The 15,700-nt window shown below is 41.8% G+C and carries 11 protein-coding genes; all 11 read right to left on the bottom strand.

Going from position 1 to position 15,700, the window contains the following annotated elements; translation table 11 throughout:
* Nucleotides 1-36: 36 nt before the first annotated feature.
* The 11 genes from BLR50_RS05290 to BLR50_RS05240 all read right to left on the bottom strand — a co-directional run bounded on the left by BLR50_RS05290 (nt 37) and on the right by BLR50_RS05240 (nt 15,583).
* Nucleotides 37-888, bottom strand: a complete 852-nt coding sequence (locus BLR50_RS05290) for an ADP-ribosylglycohydrolase family protein (protein ID WP_092639284.1) — start codon at nt 886-888, stop codon at nt 37-39.
* The gene (locus tag BLR50_RS05285) at nt 888-1,541 is read right to left on the bottom strand and encodes a vWA domain-containing protein (RefSeq protein WP_092639282.1); all 654 of its coding nucleotides are present in this window, start codon (nt 1,539-1,541) and stop codon (nt 888-890) included. The genes BLR50_RS05290 and BLR50_RS05285 overlap by 1 nt, the downstream gene beginning before the upstream one ends.
* Before the next feature lie 80 nt (nt 1,542-1,621).
* Entirely contained in the window at nt 1,622-2,077 is a 456-nt protein-coding gene (locus BLR50_RS05280) for a hypothetical protein (protein WP_092639280.1), read from the bottom strand.
* A gap of 4 nt (nt 2,078-2,081) precedes the next feature.
* Nucleotides 2,082-3,107, bottom strand: coding sequence for a macro domain-containing protein (locus BLR50_RS05275; RefSeq protein ID WP_092639278.1), 1,026 nt, complete (start codon nt 3,105-3,107; stop codon nt 2,082-2,084).
* The gene (locus BLR50_RS05270; protein WP_162840325.1) at nt 3,107-4,384 is read right to left on the bottom strand and encodes an McrC family protein; all 1,278 of its coding nucleotides are present in this window, start codon (nt 4,382-4,384) and stop codon (nt 3,107-3,109) included. The genes BLR50_RS05275 and BLR50_RS05270 overlap by 1 nt, the downstream gene beginning before the upstream one ends.
* Nucleotides 4,371-6,932 carry an AAA family ATPase gene (locus tag BLR50_RS14690; RefSeq protein ID WP_242871696.1) on the bottom strand — a complete coding sequence of 854 codons (2,562 nt, stop codon included), beginning with the start codon at nt 6,930-6,932 and terminating at the stop codon, nt 4,371-4,373. Before BLR50_RS14690 ends, BLR50_RS05270 begins: the two co-directional genes overlap by 14 nt.
* A 207-nt stretch (nt 6,933-7,139) precedes the next feature.
* The gene (locus BLR50_RS05260) at nt 7,140-10,271 is read right to left on the bottom strand and encodes a type I restriction endonuclease subunit R (protein ID WP_092639274.1); all 3,132 of its coding nucleotides are present in this window, start codon (nt 10,269-10,271) and stop codon (nt 7,140-7,142) included.
* Between the two features lie 15 nt (nt 10,272-10,286).
* Nucleotides 10,287-11,429 (bottom strand): restriction endonuclease subunit S, encoded by a 1,143-nt coding sequence (locus BLR50_RS05255; RefSeq protein ID WP_092639272.1) that lies wholly within the window; start codon nt 11,427-11,429, stop codon nt 10,287-10,289.
* Nucleotides 11,426-12,994 (bottom strand): type I restriction-modification system subunit M, encoded by a 1,569-nt coding sequence (locus tag BLR50_RS05250; protein ID WP_205408666.1) that lies wholly within the window; start codon nt 12,992-12,994, stop codon nt 11,426-11,428. Before BLR50_RS05250 ends, BLR50_RS05255 begins: the two co-directional genes overlap by 4 nt.
* Complete coding sequence (locus tag BLR50_RS05245; protein WP_092639363.1) at nt 12,987-13,223, bottom strand: helix-turn-helix domain-containing protein; 237 nt, start codon at nt 13,221-13,223, stop codon at nt 12,987-12,989. The genes BLR50_RS05250 and BLR50_RS05245 overlap by 8 nt, the downstream gene beginning before the upstream one ends.
* A 26-nt stretch (nt 13,224-13,249) precedes the next feature.
* Nucleotides 13,250-15,583: an NACHT domain-containing protein gene (locus BLR50_RS05240; protein ID WP_092639270.1), complete on the bottom strand. Its 2,334-nt coding sequence runs from the start codon at nt 15,581-15,583 to the stop codon at nt 13,250-13,252.
* Nucleotides 15,584-15,700 lie beyond the last annotated feature (117 nt).

Below are 15,700 nucleotides of genomic sequence, written 5' to 3'. Positions count from 1 at the left end.
ATAAATCGTTAGCGGGGGTGTACCACATCACCAGCGTTAGGTTTCGTTCGTAAACTTGCGCCAGCGGCGGCAAACATCGCGGAGCGGCTCGTCGAGGTATGTCCATGCCTTATCCTTTATCCACTGCGGAATACCGTATGCAGCCTCTGCAATACTGCCGGTTATCGCCGCGAGAGTGTCGCTATCGCCGCCCAGTGAGATGGCGTTTCGTATCGCGTCCTCAAAATCGGTACTTTCAAGAAAGGCTATGGTTGCCTGCGGTACGGTGTCCTGACAGCTTTCGTTGAAGCGGTAGGTCAGGCGTATTTCGTCAAGCGTTCGGGACAGGTCATAGCCAAGATTGCTCTCTATCAGTTTTTTTATTTCAGCTTTCAATTCGTCGATCGACCACGGCTCACTGTAGCCGAAAGCGTGACCTTCGGCATAGAATCGACACAAGAATATTGCTGCTGCCGTGGCTTGCGCGCCTTTAATGCCTTCTGGATGGTTGTGTGTTACCTCCGCGGAGAAAGTCACCGTTTCCCAGCCGTTTGACGGCCAGCAACCGGTTCTGCCGTAGAATCCGCAGTTCATGACCCATGCGCAGGGAGACACGCGCATCGCCGATCCGTTACCCCAACTGTTATAAGGCTCACATTCGTCCGAGTTCAGCCAACTGCCAAACCTGCCGCCGTAACCAGCGTTGGGGTATAGCCGCCCCCATTTCTTATAGGCATCGATGAAATCATTCTTTTCGCCGCCGTTCATCAGAGCATCAGCAGTGGCGACGGTCATTACGGTATCGTCCGTGAAAAAGCAGTCGTCTCTAAACAGAGGAAAGTCTTTTGTGTTGATATTATGCCACTCGTAGACAGAGCCTACGATGTCGCCGATTATAGCACCCAGCATTATTTTCGGCCTCCTCTGCGTTTATAATCCTTCTGTATCTCTTCATTCCAGCCCTCCGGCATGGCGGCACATTCTCGGAAGGTGGCAACTGCCTCGCTCATCACGCGGAAGTTGAGCTCCACGCCCTCACTGTCAGCGTGATAATTCTGAGCACGGTCAGGTGCTATACCAAAGCGTGAAGCTGTTTGCACAGCGTCGATATTCGCGCCAAGGAAGATAAACTCCCAACCGTATTTTGTCTTTTGCCGCTCGATTTGCGCCTTGATTTTCTCTGCCGAATACTCGCGGCTGGAGTTTTCCTCTCCATCGGTGATGATAACGAACAGCACCTTTTCAGCACGGTAATCATCGGCTGTATGTTTTTGAGCGTTGCCAATTTTACTTATTGTTCTTCCAATTGCATCAAGGAGCGCTGTCGATCCGCCAACCTGATACTCTTTCTCGGTAATTGGGCTGACCGCTCTTATGTCAATGCGGTCATGAAGCAGTTCGTAGTTATTATCAAATAGCACCGTCGTAATATGACACTCACCCTCAACGGCCTTCTGCTTTTCAAGCATCGAGTTGTAGCCGCCTATCGTATCGGTTTCCAGGCCGCTCATCGAACCGCTCTTATCCAATATGAATACCAGTTCTGTTAATCCATTTTTCATTGAAATGTCCTCCTCAAGTTTTATAATGACTTAAGGATAACACTTTCTGCATGGCGCGAGGTCGCTTGAGGAGCGACAAATTATCTTTGAGAGACAAAACCCTCATATCTTGGTTCATATTTATAGTGCATTATTGCTTCAATCAACTCCAGGGTGAAAACGCCTAAATCTGCATCAATAATTATATCAATCCGACGGCAGTTAGTTTTAATCCAATCCTTTATGTTCGAAGGAACGATTTTTGAGTTACTCATTTCACTATCCTCAAGGAGAGATTTTGCAAGTGTTGATGGTGCATTTAAACCATAATGTTGACTGCAGAATCTCGCATTACTCCGATTATTTGCTTTTCCAATTTTCAAAAATTCATCACCGAGCAAGAACATATACACTGCCATCTTTTCGGCAGGTAATCGGCTAGGTGGAATGTGAGGCAAGCCCCTATCAACGATTTCATATTTTTCTCTCGAAATCGGTTTTCCAATTGCCGATGACACTTCTTGAATTAAAGTATCTATTTCATTTATATAATCCATCAACTTACCCTCCCAACAGCGGTTGGTCATATTTGAACAGCACCTCGTTAATCTCGAAAATGTCGTATTTCCCATTAATTATAAAATACTCGACGATTACATCAAACTTTTGACTGTGGGACAGCGCATACCCAGCCCGCTCCAGAAGGTCGTCCGTTTCATCAAGGGTAAGCTCCAAAGCCACAGCAAGAGCGATGGCGGTGCGCTTACTCGGCATATATCCTTTACCTGTTCTGATTTTGGAGAACAACTTACGGTCGATGTTAGCGCGTTTGTATACCTCCACGTCCTTCTTTCCCTTGGCATCAATCAGCCGCAGGAGCATAGTCGAAAACGGTTCGTCGAGATTTTCAACCAACTCGTCAAAGCCTGCACTTGGTGCACTGGCAGACGGCTTGGCCAATTGCGGCACCGGAGCGCTATAGCTTACGAGGTCAGCTTCTTCAAAGGCTGAACGCTCGACGTCGAGCAATTCACGCCGTCCAACTCTGTGCTCCTCAACATAGTGTTCGTCAATGTAACTGGCAACTTCGCCGAGCAATTCCTCGCTAACAACAAATGCCGCCTTATCGAACACGGCAAGGTACACATCCAGATCGTAGTCAGCGAGGATGTCCTGTATTGCCGAAATAGCCACTTGCAGGGCTTCTTCTTTGGGGTATCCGTAAATACCACTTGATATAAGCGGGAAGGCTATACTTTTGCATTTGTTCGTAATGGCAAGCTGAAGTGAACTTATGTAAGCAGAGCGTAGTAGTTGCTCGTTTTTCTCAGCGTTATTTCGACTGTATACGGGACCCGCCGCATGGATGATGTACTTCGCAGGCAAGGCAAACCCCGGCGTAATCACCGCCTCACCAGTCTTAATTGGGGCGAGTTTATCACAGGCGGCTTGGAGTTCAAGTTCTCCCGCCGCTTTGAATATAGCACCACAAACACCGCCACCCATTTGCAGATCGGTGTTGGCAGCGTTGACGATAGCATCAACCTTCATTCTTGTTATGTCCTGACGGACAATGGTAAATGGCATTAGCACACCTCCACTAATAGCTTTGAAATACTGCCATCCACATTCTTAAGGTCAACAAAGTTAACATCGACCTTTACATTGTCATCGGAGGCATACCTGATATCGGTTTTTCTTACAGCATCGGAATAGGGATACAGCAAGACAATTCTATCTGCTTCATATTTTTTGCCGTAAGCATACATCTGGTACATATCTGCTTGTGAAATACCGCTGTTTCGGGCATTGTCTGAGAGTAGCTTCCATTTGGTATCCAGAACTACCGTGCGGCCATCAAATTCCAACACAATGTCAGGACGAAGGGAAAAGGCTCGGGCCGGACTGTCAAACAGACTATATCTGGCATCCTGTGTCCGTAAGATAGCGCCACTACCAATGTGCTTGCGAAACTTCGCAGCAACAAAACTTTCAAACACCTTTTCCATTGGGAAAAGAAGAGCAAGCGCAACCTCGCTTCCGGCAAAGGCGGTAAAACTATTTCCTTTTAAGAAAACACGACACCAGGTCAAAGCCTTGTCGTAATGATGCATACTACGATCAACAAAACACTTTGTAAAATCAGAATCATAGCTAACGGAATACTCTACACCATCGAAGAAAGTTAACAACCTCGTGGCATTTTGGCGGTTACGCACGTCATGCGAAGTATTACGCAAAAACAGGAGTGTGGACTTGATCAGCCGGTTCTCCGGTCTGTTTATGTTGAAATCGTCATAGCAGACAAAAAATCGTTCCTTGTTAACCAGATTGTATTTAATATTCCGGGAAGCCAGAAGCTTCCCTTTATAAAACCGCTCATTTGCTTCAATGGGTGTATATGCCGCTTTTATCCCTTGCTTCGTTAGGATAGTGACCTCATCAAGGAACATCTTTATAAATATTTCGAGAAGGCTCAGGCGATCGGTATGTAGATGCGAAACATTAAAGTCCTTAAACGCCACGTCCTTCAGTGCTTTTAGCATATCAAGGAAAATCCGCCTCGTGTCACCCTCGGTAATGTCGCCTCCAACTATTTTAGGAAGAATCTCTATGACAGTGCCATCAGTCATTGTTATCAGCCCGACATAATTTTTGGCCGTGATAATCTTCCCAACACCACGACGAGCAGAAAGAGACAATAGTTCGACAGCCTCGGTTTCCGTATTAGTATTATTGGCGAGAATAAAGGCTTCAAGCGCATCAAACGTTTTTTCTGGTAATGCCTTGTACCCGTAAGAGGCTGTGCCGCGTGTAAACCCACCGTATTCAGTTATAGTGTAGGTTTTATTACAGGAACGCATAGGCATCAATCCTCATAAACGCTTCACTATTAACCTCATAATACTCAGGGAAATCAACATCCGCATTTCCAAACAATTTAACAACATCAGCCTTTTTCACAATGAAGCGGGTACTATCATCAGGCTTCTGGTTGTCACCCAATACAAGCTGGATCTTCTCGTAATCGTCGTAGAAGTACTCTTGCAGAAGCGGAATTATTCTATTTTCAAAAATCGCCGCAAGATTTTCAATCGACGGATCTGATTTGAGCGGAAGTAAATAAGAATGCCCTATTGTATGTTCACGATCCAGCAATACGGTTATACGCTTGTTGATGGTATCAAGCATTTCAGCAATATCAATACCGTCAACAAGAACATCTTTAAGCGTAGCAGAATCAGGTTGCATCTCGATGAATTCAAAGCGACGTCGCAATGCGGTGTCTATCATTGCAATAGAACGGTCTGCGGTGTTCATCGTGCCAATGATGTAGACGTTATCCGGCACACCAAAATTCTGGCCCGAGTATGGCAAAAGAGCGCGTAGTTGTTCACTTGCTCCAATACGCTTTGACGGCTCGATGAGGGTAATCAGTTCACCGAAAATTTTAGAGATATTCCCTCGATTGATCTCATCAATGATAAAGACACGGTTTGGAATTTTTACCTTCTGTGTGAATAGGCTTGGCTTAACCTTCCTCAGTATTTGCAATGCATCTGACACGGATACTGATAACTTGTACACAGATGAAAGTGTCATAGCTTTTCCGGCATTGAAATCGACAATATCTTCGTTAATGCCCTTTACTAGCCACTTAACATTACGCAACCGTTTGTAGTGCTGATACTCATCGTGCCATTCTGGTTCACCAGTAATAACACCAATAGCATCTATTGTTTTGCTCGAATAACAAGACATAACAATATCGCCGATTTGCATCCTGTTGTAAAACGCGTTCAGAACAGTACTACCGCCGTCCTTACTGTAATCCGTAGCATCGGATATGGTTTCGCCGTAGCTGTCCCATCCGATACGAATATGGTTATTCTCCATACATTCGGTTCGAGTGGGATTGTCACCTGTACCTTCAAGTGAAACCTTCCAGACGGTAGGGCTTTTACCAATCCCTAAGTCTACGCTTGTTCCGCCCCCAATGGGTGTTCCAGCTTTATTGCAAAACGCCTTGAAAACTCCGTCGTGTACCTCATATTCAATATCACGTACCGATTCGGCATTTTCCTCTGAAGACACAACCGGGCGTATACCCTCAATGAATTCTTCATAGCCGAACGACTGGTGAAATGTAGTAAATGCGATTAGTCCGTCTTCTTTGTATTTTAAGTAACGGTTGAACACTTCTCCGTAATCTTCAGATTTTACCTCGGTGAGCGACTTCTCCTCTATGATTGCAACAGCATACTGCACTGTGCTATAAGTTTTTCCTGTTCCAGGGGTTCCGTAGAGAATTATGTTTTTTGCCATTTTAACCCCGCCTGTCTGCCTTGTTGCTCCGCTTGATGAGCTTAACTCTCCTATGCTTTTAAGAAAACTGAGATAATACTTGATTCCACTCTTCAAATCATCACGTTGAGTAGCTGGATCAATATCAAAAACTATATCCATCTTTGAGTAATCGCCACCGCTGGCTTGAAAATACCCTTCAAGGCCGCTGCTCTTAATTACAGAATCAAGTTCGTTGAAATCCGCAATAGCAAACACCGCTCGTCCGTTTTTAAGCCGTGCTTTACTGATAGCAGTCGAGATGGTATTAGCAGAATTAGACGAACCAACATTATTCATATACCACTGTTTAAATGCCGCCCGCTGCTGTTTCTCATCAACGGCTTCGGTAGCTGCGCTTGCACCATTGAGCGCATTGGCATCTTTCTTCGTCCAAGCGGTATACGAAATTTCGGGTAATGTAAGGTCGGGTGCCTGCTCATGAATCTTCGTTTTGAGTGAATTCAAAAAAGTTACGTATTCTTCACCACTACATTGTCCGCTTGGCGCAGATACACCGTAATGTGTAGAAATATAAGCACGCGAATTGCCATCGAGAGGCATAAAGACATGTGGCCGAATCCAATACAAACCCATCGTAATATAAGCCAGTCCATTTCCATTGACTGCAATTGCGTCATCGAATGCTTTTTTGAATTCGTCTGAAAACATACCCGTTTCCGCAGATTTTATTGCAAGGCAAAACAACTCCCATAATTCACTTGTTCCATTGAAAAAAGAATTCATGTTATTGAGTACGGGTATACCAGCAAACTGCGTAGGCGCAGGCATCCGTATGTCAAATGCGTTTGCGAGCACCTTGGCTAAGACAATACGGTTTGCGTCTGTTGTCCCTCGATTCATAACTCCAATCACAGAAAACGGATCGATTTGATGCCGACGAGGTCCCCACCAGTCTTCGCGTTCAAAGTGAAGGTATTTCATCAGCGGTTGCTCCGATGAAAGCTTTTTCATTAGAGCAAAGAGCTCATCCCGTTTATTGCTGTATGTGAGCAATTTATCGGCGAGTGCCTCGTAAAACGGCACCCATTGATATGCGTTATCCATTGTGTTATCCTCCTTTGGTATAGCGTTCTACACCACTCCAAAACAATTCTCAAAGAATACGAGCAGTCAATTACGCTCTGTTTATTATTAGTGCGATTCCTGCCGAAGCAATAGGCGATTCGATTAGTACCTTTTTGCTGCGCAGTTGCTGCGAAGATCTGACCGCCTTTTTTATCGAGTCGTGGATTGCTTAGTACCTCCAATGCTTCATTGGTCTGTAAATTTAGCAGATCCACCGATTCCAAAATATTTCTCAAAAAAGTTTTTCAATTTATCAATGACTGTCTGCTTTTTTATAGCTCGATTTCCACCACCAAAACGGCTCAGTGGCGGCATGATTCTATCAATATCAGTGCCGACAGTCTTTATTTCGCCTTCTCGGAATGAGTTCTCTAAGAAAATACGTGTTTCCTCAGGTTTCAGCTTTTCTTCTTGAATGAGTGCGACAAGGTCATTCTCACGCTGCTGAGCAACGAAGCCATTCCATTCATTCATAACATCGTCCACATCATTGATTCCGGCGATAAACGTCTCTATCAGCTGTTTTTTGCTTCGAAGCTCCGGACTTGCATCAATTGCCTTCTTTATGGTAATCAGAACTTCTTTGTCCTCACAATGGGTATCATGATACTTTTTCACCAGCATGAGGATGTAGTCAATGTTAATTTCAATTTGTTTAATAAGCTCAACTTCAAATACGATATCGTCAATGATATCGGTTCTTTCTCCGCTTTCGCGTTTTCGTTTCCACTCGTCTCTCAAATCTTGGTATCTACCAAGGTAATCCTGTAGATCCCGCTCGGTAATTATCTCTTTCCCAGTAAATTCATCGAAGGAGGAGAGTAGATTTCTCATACGTAAAATTGAACCGAACAAAGAGATAAAATCTTTCTGGTTTTGCTCACCAATAATCTGCGAATCAGATATTGGAAACTTGTCAGAGAGTTCTTCAATCATATCAACATAGCCCGGTATATGTTTATCATCAGAGATATATCCCTCGTAGTAATCTTTGAAGCTGCGCAGCAGGACAATTCCGCCTGCGTTTTTGTCCCCAAACAGGGAGATAGCTTTATCAACACGTTTTTGCAGACTACGGAAGCACACAATATTACCAAATGTCTTAATGCTGTTCAGAATACGATTTGTGCGACTAAAGGCTTGGATTAATCCGTGCATTTTAAGGTTTTTATCCACCCATAGCGTGTTTAAAGTTGTTGCGTCAAAACCAGTAAGGAACATATTGACCACAATCAGAAGGTCGAGTTCCTTATTCTTCATCCGAAGAGACACGTCCTTATAATAGTTTTGGAACTTGTCCGATGATGTGTCGTAATTCGTATGAAACATCGTGTTATAATCAAGGATTGCTTCTTCTAGAAAGTCGCGGGAACTCTTATCCAGAGCAGAGGTATCTTCAGGATTTTCCTCTTCAAGGATGCCGTCAGCTTCTTCTTCATTTTGAGCAAAACTATAGATAACAGCAATCTTTAGCTGTTTGGTTGGGTCTGCGTTCATCTGTTTGCGAAACTCATCATAATACAACTTTGCCATCGGTACAGAAGCAACTGCAAATATTGAGTTGAATCCACTAATGCGTTGCTTTTGCTTTATTTCTTCAACAGCACCTCTTTCTGCAGATGCAACATCAGAAATGTTGGTAAGTTGATTAAATATGTAGGATTTATCTCCACGGTAAGTTTTCTGATCAAAATGATCTAAAATGTATTTAGTGACGAGAGAAATTCGCTGTGGGGCCATAAATGCTTTTTCTCGGTCAATGTCCCATACTTGCTCATCATCAATATCCCGCTCGGTGTCCATGGTTTTGATATAGTCCACGCGGAAAGGCAATACATTCTTGTCGTTGATTGCATCCACAATGGTATATGTATGGAGTTGATCACCGAAAGTCTGCTCGGTGGTTAAAATCTTGCCGTTCCTGGTTGAACCCGAATTAATAGGAAAGATTGGCGTTCCTGTAAACCCAAATATATAGTACTTTTTAAAGCTATTTACGATTGCGGAATGCATATCTCCGAACTGACTGCGATGGCATTCGTCAAATATAATGACTACCTGTTTGTTATAAACCGGATGCTCCTTATTTTTCTTAATGAAAGTAGACAGTTTTTGAATGGTTGTAATAATGATATGGGACTTTTTATCTCCCAGCTGTTTTGCAAGAATAGCCGTTGATGTGTTGCTGTTAGCGGCTCCTTTTTCAAAGCGGTCATATTCCTTCATCGTCTGATAGTCAAGATCTTTGCGGTCGACCACAAAAAGCACCTTGTCAATAAAAGGAAGCTGAGAAGCCAGTCTTGCCGCTTTGAAGGAGGTCAATGTCTTGCCTGAACCAGTAGTATGCCAAATATAACCTCCTCCGGCAATATCCCCATATTTCTTGTAATTATGAGCGATCTCAATTCGATTTAGAATTCGTTCTGTGGCTGTTATTTGATAAGGACGCATAACCATAAGCATGTTCTCTGCGGTAAAAACGCAATACTTTGTTAAAATATTTAACAGTGTGTGTTTAGCAAAAAAGGTTTTTGTAAAGTCAATTAAATCAGGAATTACTTTATTATTTGCATCAGCCCAAAAAGAGGTAAACTCAAAGCTATTACTGGTTTTACCTTTTTTTGATTTACCCGAATTTGCATCCTTAATGGCATTGAAGCGTGTACTATTAGAGTAATACTTGGTATTCGTTCCGTTGGAAATGACAAAAATCTGCACATATTCAAAAAGACCGCACCCTGCCCAAAACGAATCTCTCTGATAACGATTTATTTGATTGAAGGCTTCACGTATAGCAACGCCTCTGCGTTTTAGCTCGATATGAACCAATGGTAAACCATTTACAAGAATGGTCACATCATAGCGGTTATCATATTTTGCACCCTCTTCTTTACCATTAACATACTGGTTGATAACTTGAAGCCTGTTGTTATGTATGTTTTTCTTATCAATCAACATGATGTTCTTTGAGAGGGCGTCGTCTCGCTTTAGAACCTGAACGTAATCATCTTGAATTTTTCGAGTTTTTTCTACAATATCGTCATTTTTATTGGCAATGCAATCGGCAAAGAACCGCTCCCACTCGCTATCGGAGAAGCTGTAATTATTCAATTCCTCCAACTTATTGCGAAGGTTTGTAATTAGGTCCGTTTCTGTGTGGATTGGCAAATACTCATATCCTTGTTCACAAAGCAGGCGAATAAACTCTTTTTCTAAAGCCTCTTCACTCTGGTAGCTATCCGAGCGAGCCTTGACGGGCTTATATTCTGTGACCACGGTATTTTCGTTGGTCTCAGCTACAATATTAAAATATGGCATATCATTCGCCTCCTTTTACGATAGTTCCTTAAAGGTCAAAAGTTTATCACGATAGTACTCATATTGCTTTTGTCGAGCCTCAATTTCAGCAGGGAGACCGCTTGAAATGTCGTTGCAAAGGGTGTCAAAACGGTCAAGGATGTCAACAATGCGTTGTTGTTCAGCGAGGGGTGGAACAGGGATTTTAGCTTTAAGTATATTATCGTTATATAGACGAGCAATAGTTCCACCCGTAGATATTTGCCACGGCTGTTTTTTATAACAATATAGCAAATATTTATTATTAACAATTGTTTCATCGTGTTCAAGCCATACAATGTTTGAATCTTGAAAGTAAGCTGGTGATCCGTCAAATACAACAGTTCTTCCTATTGTTCCAGAGCAAGAAATCAAAATGTCACCCTTCTTAGGGTAAGGATATTTTTCCCTATATTCATCGAACAATTCTTTTGAGATATATGCATCAGGTTCTTTTCCAAATGTTCCTATTTTATAGAATGGAACTCCGTCTGATGTATTTGTTTGAGATTTCAAAATTCTTTTACACATTTTTACTGAGCCAATCTCACCAAGAGTTACCATCTTAACATTATCGCCAAAGCTCATCAAAAAGTCAGTATAATACTCATACTGCTTCTTTCTCGCCGTAAGCTCCGCCGTAAGCTCCGCTGTAAGCTCCGTGAAATTGTCCAGTATCCGAACAATTTCCTCCTGCACCGGTAGTGGTGGGACGGGGATAGCTATAGCCTTAAAGTCACCGCCTGTTAGTTTAGGAATGTTTCCATGAATAAGCGGCGTAACATTGACAGTTTGAATAAAATAGAACAAATATCGCAATAAAACGCCATGAATTTCTTCGATTATATGAGCATGATTATTGACCCATATTTTACCTGTTGCCCATGTAACGACAGGAGTTCCGGCTTTTGTGATTACACTACCATCTTCACCAACTAAAACAAAGGTGCCATCAAAAATATAGTCAGATACATAGTCTTGAATTCCATTTGCGCCGTAATATGGATATTTGCCCCGCTCACGTGCTGACTTTGTAACTGGTTTTCTTTTTCTGTCAAGAATATTGCAGCATTGTTCGAGTGGTCGATACTCCACCCCATCAGGACAAAGCTTGGCAATCAATTCCTCTAACTTACTCATTCTCTCACCTCGATTTCCCTGATGATGTTGCGAATGGCTGCACGCAGTTCATCCTCTCGTGCTACAATTTTTTCAATCTCGGCATTCAGCTTAAGAATATCTATCTTTTCACGGGTATCCTCTGTCTCCACATAGGTAGAAACTGAAAGATTATAATCCTTTTCAACTATTTCGTCATAGCTTGCAAGATGTGAAAAATGCTTGATTTCCTTACGATTTGCAAATGTGTTTACAATGCGCTCGATGTTTTCGGGAGTTAATTTATTGTTGTTGGTAACCTTAATACATTCGTTGCTTGCATCAATAAACAGGGTCTTGTTATCGTTCTTGTTTTTCTTCATCACCATAATGCAGGTGGCAATACTTGTGCCGAAAAACAAGTTGCTAGGCAGTTGAATAATGCAGTCAACATAATTGTTATCAACTAAATATTGACGAATTTTTTGTTCCGCACCACCACGGTACATAACACCGGGAAAGCAAACAATGGCAGCCGTTCCATTCGGTGCAAGCCAAGAAAGGCTGTGCATGATAAATGCAAGGTCTGCCTTGCTCTTGGGAGCAAGCACGCCGGCAGGTGAAAAACGAGGGTCGTTTATAAGTAGAGGGTTCTCATCACCAGCCCACTTGATGGAGTAGGGAGGATTTGAAACGATCAGTTCAAACGGCTCATCATCCCAGTGCTGGGGGTTTGTCAGGGTATCCTCGCACGCTACATCAAACTTATCAAATCCGATATCATGCAGAAACATATTGATACGGCAAAGGTTATAGGTAGTTATATTTATTTCCTGACCATAGAATCCTGTTGTAACTGCATCCTTGCCAAGAATTTTCACAGCTTTAAGTAACAACGAGCCGGAACCGCAAGCTGGGTCATACACTTTGTTAAGAGTTTTCTTCCCAACCGTACCAAGACGTGTGAGCAGTTCTGAGACATCAGCAGGAGTAAAAAACTCACCACCTGATTTTCCTGCATTGGATGCATACATAGTCATCAAGTATTCATAAGCATCTCCAAAAGCATCGATGTCGTGGTCCTTAACAGAACCAAGGTTCATCGCTGCTACACCATCAAGAAGTTTTGCAAGTCTTTCATTTCTCTTTGCAACAGTGCTTCCAAGCTTATTGCTATTGACATCGAAGTCATCAAAAAGGCCAGCAAAACTATTTTCAGATGCGCCGCCCTTTGCAGACTCTTCGATGTTATTGAATACACGATCTAGTGTTTCGTTTAGATTGTCGTCAAGCATCGCCCTAGCTCTGACATTGCAGAAAAGTTCACTGGGTAATATGAAGAACCCTTTTTCCTGCACCAGATCGGCACGTGCTTCTTCAGCCTCTTCATCTGAAAGTTTTGCATAATCAAAGTCGGTATTTCCTGCTTCAATTTCGCCTTTGTTAATATATGCGGTCAGATTTTCCGAAATATATCGGTAGAACATTGTCCCCAGTACATAATTCTTAAAATCCCATCCATCTACTGCGCCACGCAAATTATCTGCGATTGCCCATATGGCACGATGTAACTCCTCGCGCTCTTGCTCTTTTTTCATATCATTCATGATTCGTACCCTCCAATTTGTTATTCTTATCTGCGTCAGCGCTAGCTCCACTCTCAATCCAAGAGTCAACTTCAGATATCCTGAATTTATATAACCTACCAACTTTGTGATATGGTATTACCCCTTTTTTTATCCAAGCTCTAATTGTATCTTTACTACAACCTACATGCTTTGAAATTTCCTCAAGGCTCAACCACCGTTCAGTGTCATTTAATTTACTGTTTTTCATTTTCAACAGAGCTCCCTTCCTAAGAATCAATCACCATATTTTTTTATTAGCTCTTCATAACATCCTTTTACCTTACAAAAGGCCTTCCATACATCTTCTTCCGGAGTTTTTAAAATATTGATTAATGCGCTGTAGTCTTCTGGTTCTTCGAGTACTTTATCAAAGTCAACTTTATATTCGTATCCAAAACATACGAGACGTTGATCATCATCGCGAACATAATTCTCCACCGAATGTGTTCTCTCGTATGCTTGCAAATCGTTAGTATCCTGCCGTAGCAATCTACGAGGAATGATTTTCTTTTTGTTATCCTGTGGATCGAAATAATGCTCTCCAAATATTCCTGCCGTCATAAATTCTGGATAGTTTAATGCATTTTCGAAGACAGACAAACACAAAAACCTTGAAATATCCAGTCGTTGCAACAAGATTGAAAAAATGATACTTGATGGTTCTACAATAATAGGTTTCAGGTGAATCCACTCAGCGCTATTTTTCGATGAATATACAGCTACCATTTCAGTGTCAATAACCTGGTACTCGAACTCTCTATACCCATATCGTAGGAAAGATATAAACTCAATAATTTCAGATTTACTGTTGAAGATGTTATGTAGGTATGGTTTAAGAAAATATCTCTCAAATTTTTCTGTTGAAAATTCGTATAGCATTTCAAAGGCATCATATCCATCAAAATCAGTTATGGATACATCCCAGAGAGTACGTCCAAGCGTTTCCAATTCTTCGGGAGCAGCTAAAAAATAGTACTGAGCAAAAAGGTATTCCTGAAAACCAGGATCAATGTAAATGAGTTTTATATCTTCTTCGTACATCATGCATGCTGCTGCACAAGCATCGTAGATGAAATTTTTACTGGTCATAATTTTCGGATTTTCAAGTGTATCCTTAGTAACAAGATTACTGAAGTACTCATCAAATGTATCGAGGTCGAACTCCACTTCATGCTTTATGTATGTGACAGCACAAAACTCCCTAAATACCTTCGTGAACTCCTCAGCATTCTGTGCACTTCTAAACACTCGTGAATAACCTTTCTTCTCCTCATCATGGCCACACACAATCGCATCATATACAGTTCTATAGAATAATCTCTTTTTACCTTCAAAAGGATCTACAATCGGATATTTCATGATTACGAAAGTCAACAGCATTGGATTTGAAGCAAAAACCTTATGCTTTTGGAGGTATTCACTCTCTAAATAATTTATAATCTTATCCCTTATAGCCTCATCTTCAGAATCCGCTAATAGATTGTTAATTAAGGTAGACGATTGTTCTCTATTAAATGGGCGAAGATATAGCTTAGAGAAACCCTTGACAGCCTTTATTACATCACACTCTCGCGACGCTATAACATACTGGTTATAAGGGTATCTATCAGCAAGTTCAACTATTTGTCGCTGAAAGGCATTTATATCTGAAGGGTCAATTTCATCAGCACCATCCATTAATATCTGGCATTTACCAGATGACATAAGTTCGTCCATTTTTCTATTAGTAAGATTTCTATCAAATGTACCAGCTGTCTTTACAATATAATCATTAAACAAATCGTTGTTTTCACTGAAGTCGCGAAGCTCAATCATGATAGGAAGAATCCCTGTATCCATATGATTTTGGATGGATTCAAGAAACAGATGCTGAAGCATCATAGATTTACCAATTCCTCCGTTTGCAACGAGGATGACTTTCTTTGAGTACTCTGCTATTAAGTCTAGATTGGCGTTCAGAATAGTTTTTTCTTGAGTCCTACTGTGCCTATTCTTCGTATCTGTAAGTCGACTGCTCAATATATTACAAACATAAACATCTTCTAACAAACGCTCTTCTCCATCCGAGAAGGGCGTTTCTGTTTTTTCATACTTTGATTTTGTTCTATCTGCATACTCAGGAAAAGAAATTATATGGGCATCTGGCTTGTAAAAATGCTCGACTACATCATCGGCATTACCATTTCCCTGGGCAATCGCATAAAACTGTTTAGCCAAAGCATAGGCAAAAAGACGTTTATCTGGAGCTTCTCCTTCGTCCAGTTCAATTTTGAAGCTGACCATGATATTACGCAATACGCTATCGTTCAGGTCCCTTGTAACTTTATCGATAAAGCCCTCTTCGTTAAAGTTGGAGACAACTAATCCCCATATCACGTTTTCTGGACTACGTGTGCCATCAAACCATTTGCCGTATGAGCTACTAGATGTCGGTAAGCGATCATAACAATCCTCAATCAAAGCAGCCTTCATGAAATATTCAGGTATCTTTTCTTTGGATTTATGTCCAAGGATGCCGCTGGAGCTTCTACCCATATAAAATTTTGAGAAAAAATCTGTATATCTCACCCTTGCATCCCTCTCATATCAATTGATTTATATGCTTGTCCGAATTGTCGGAATAATGTCCTAATCTGTCCGAATAATGTCCAACCCCCAGTCGGTGATGGTAAGAATAAAATCTTC

The sequence above is a fragment of the Acetanaerobacterium elongatum genome (assembly GCF_900103835.1).
GTDB lineage: Bacteria > Bacillota > Clostridia > Oscillospirales > Ruminococcaceae > Acetanaerobacterium > Acetanaerobacterium elongatum.
Note: the sequence above shows the minus strand (reverse complement) of the source record. Positions and strands in the feature narration are given on the sequence as shown.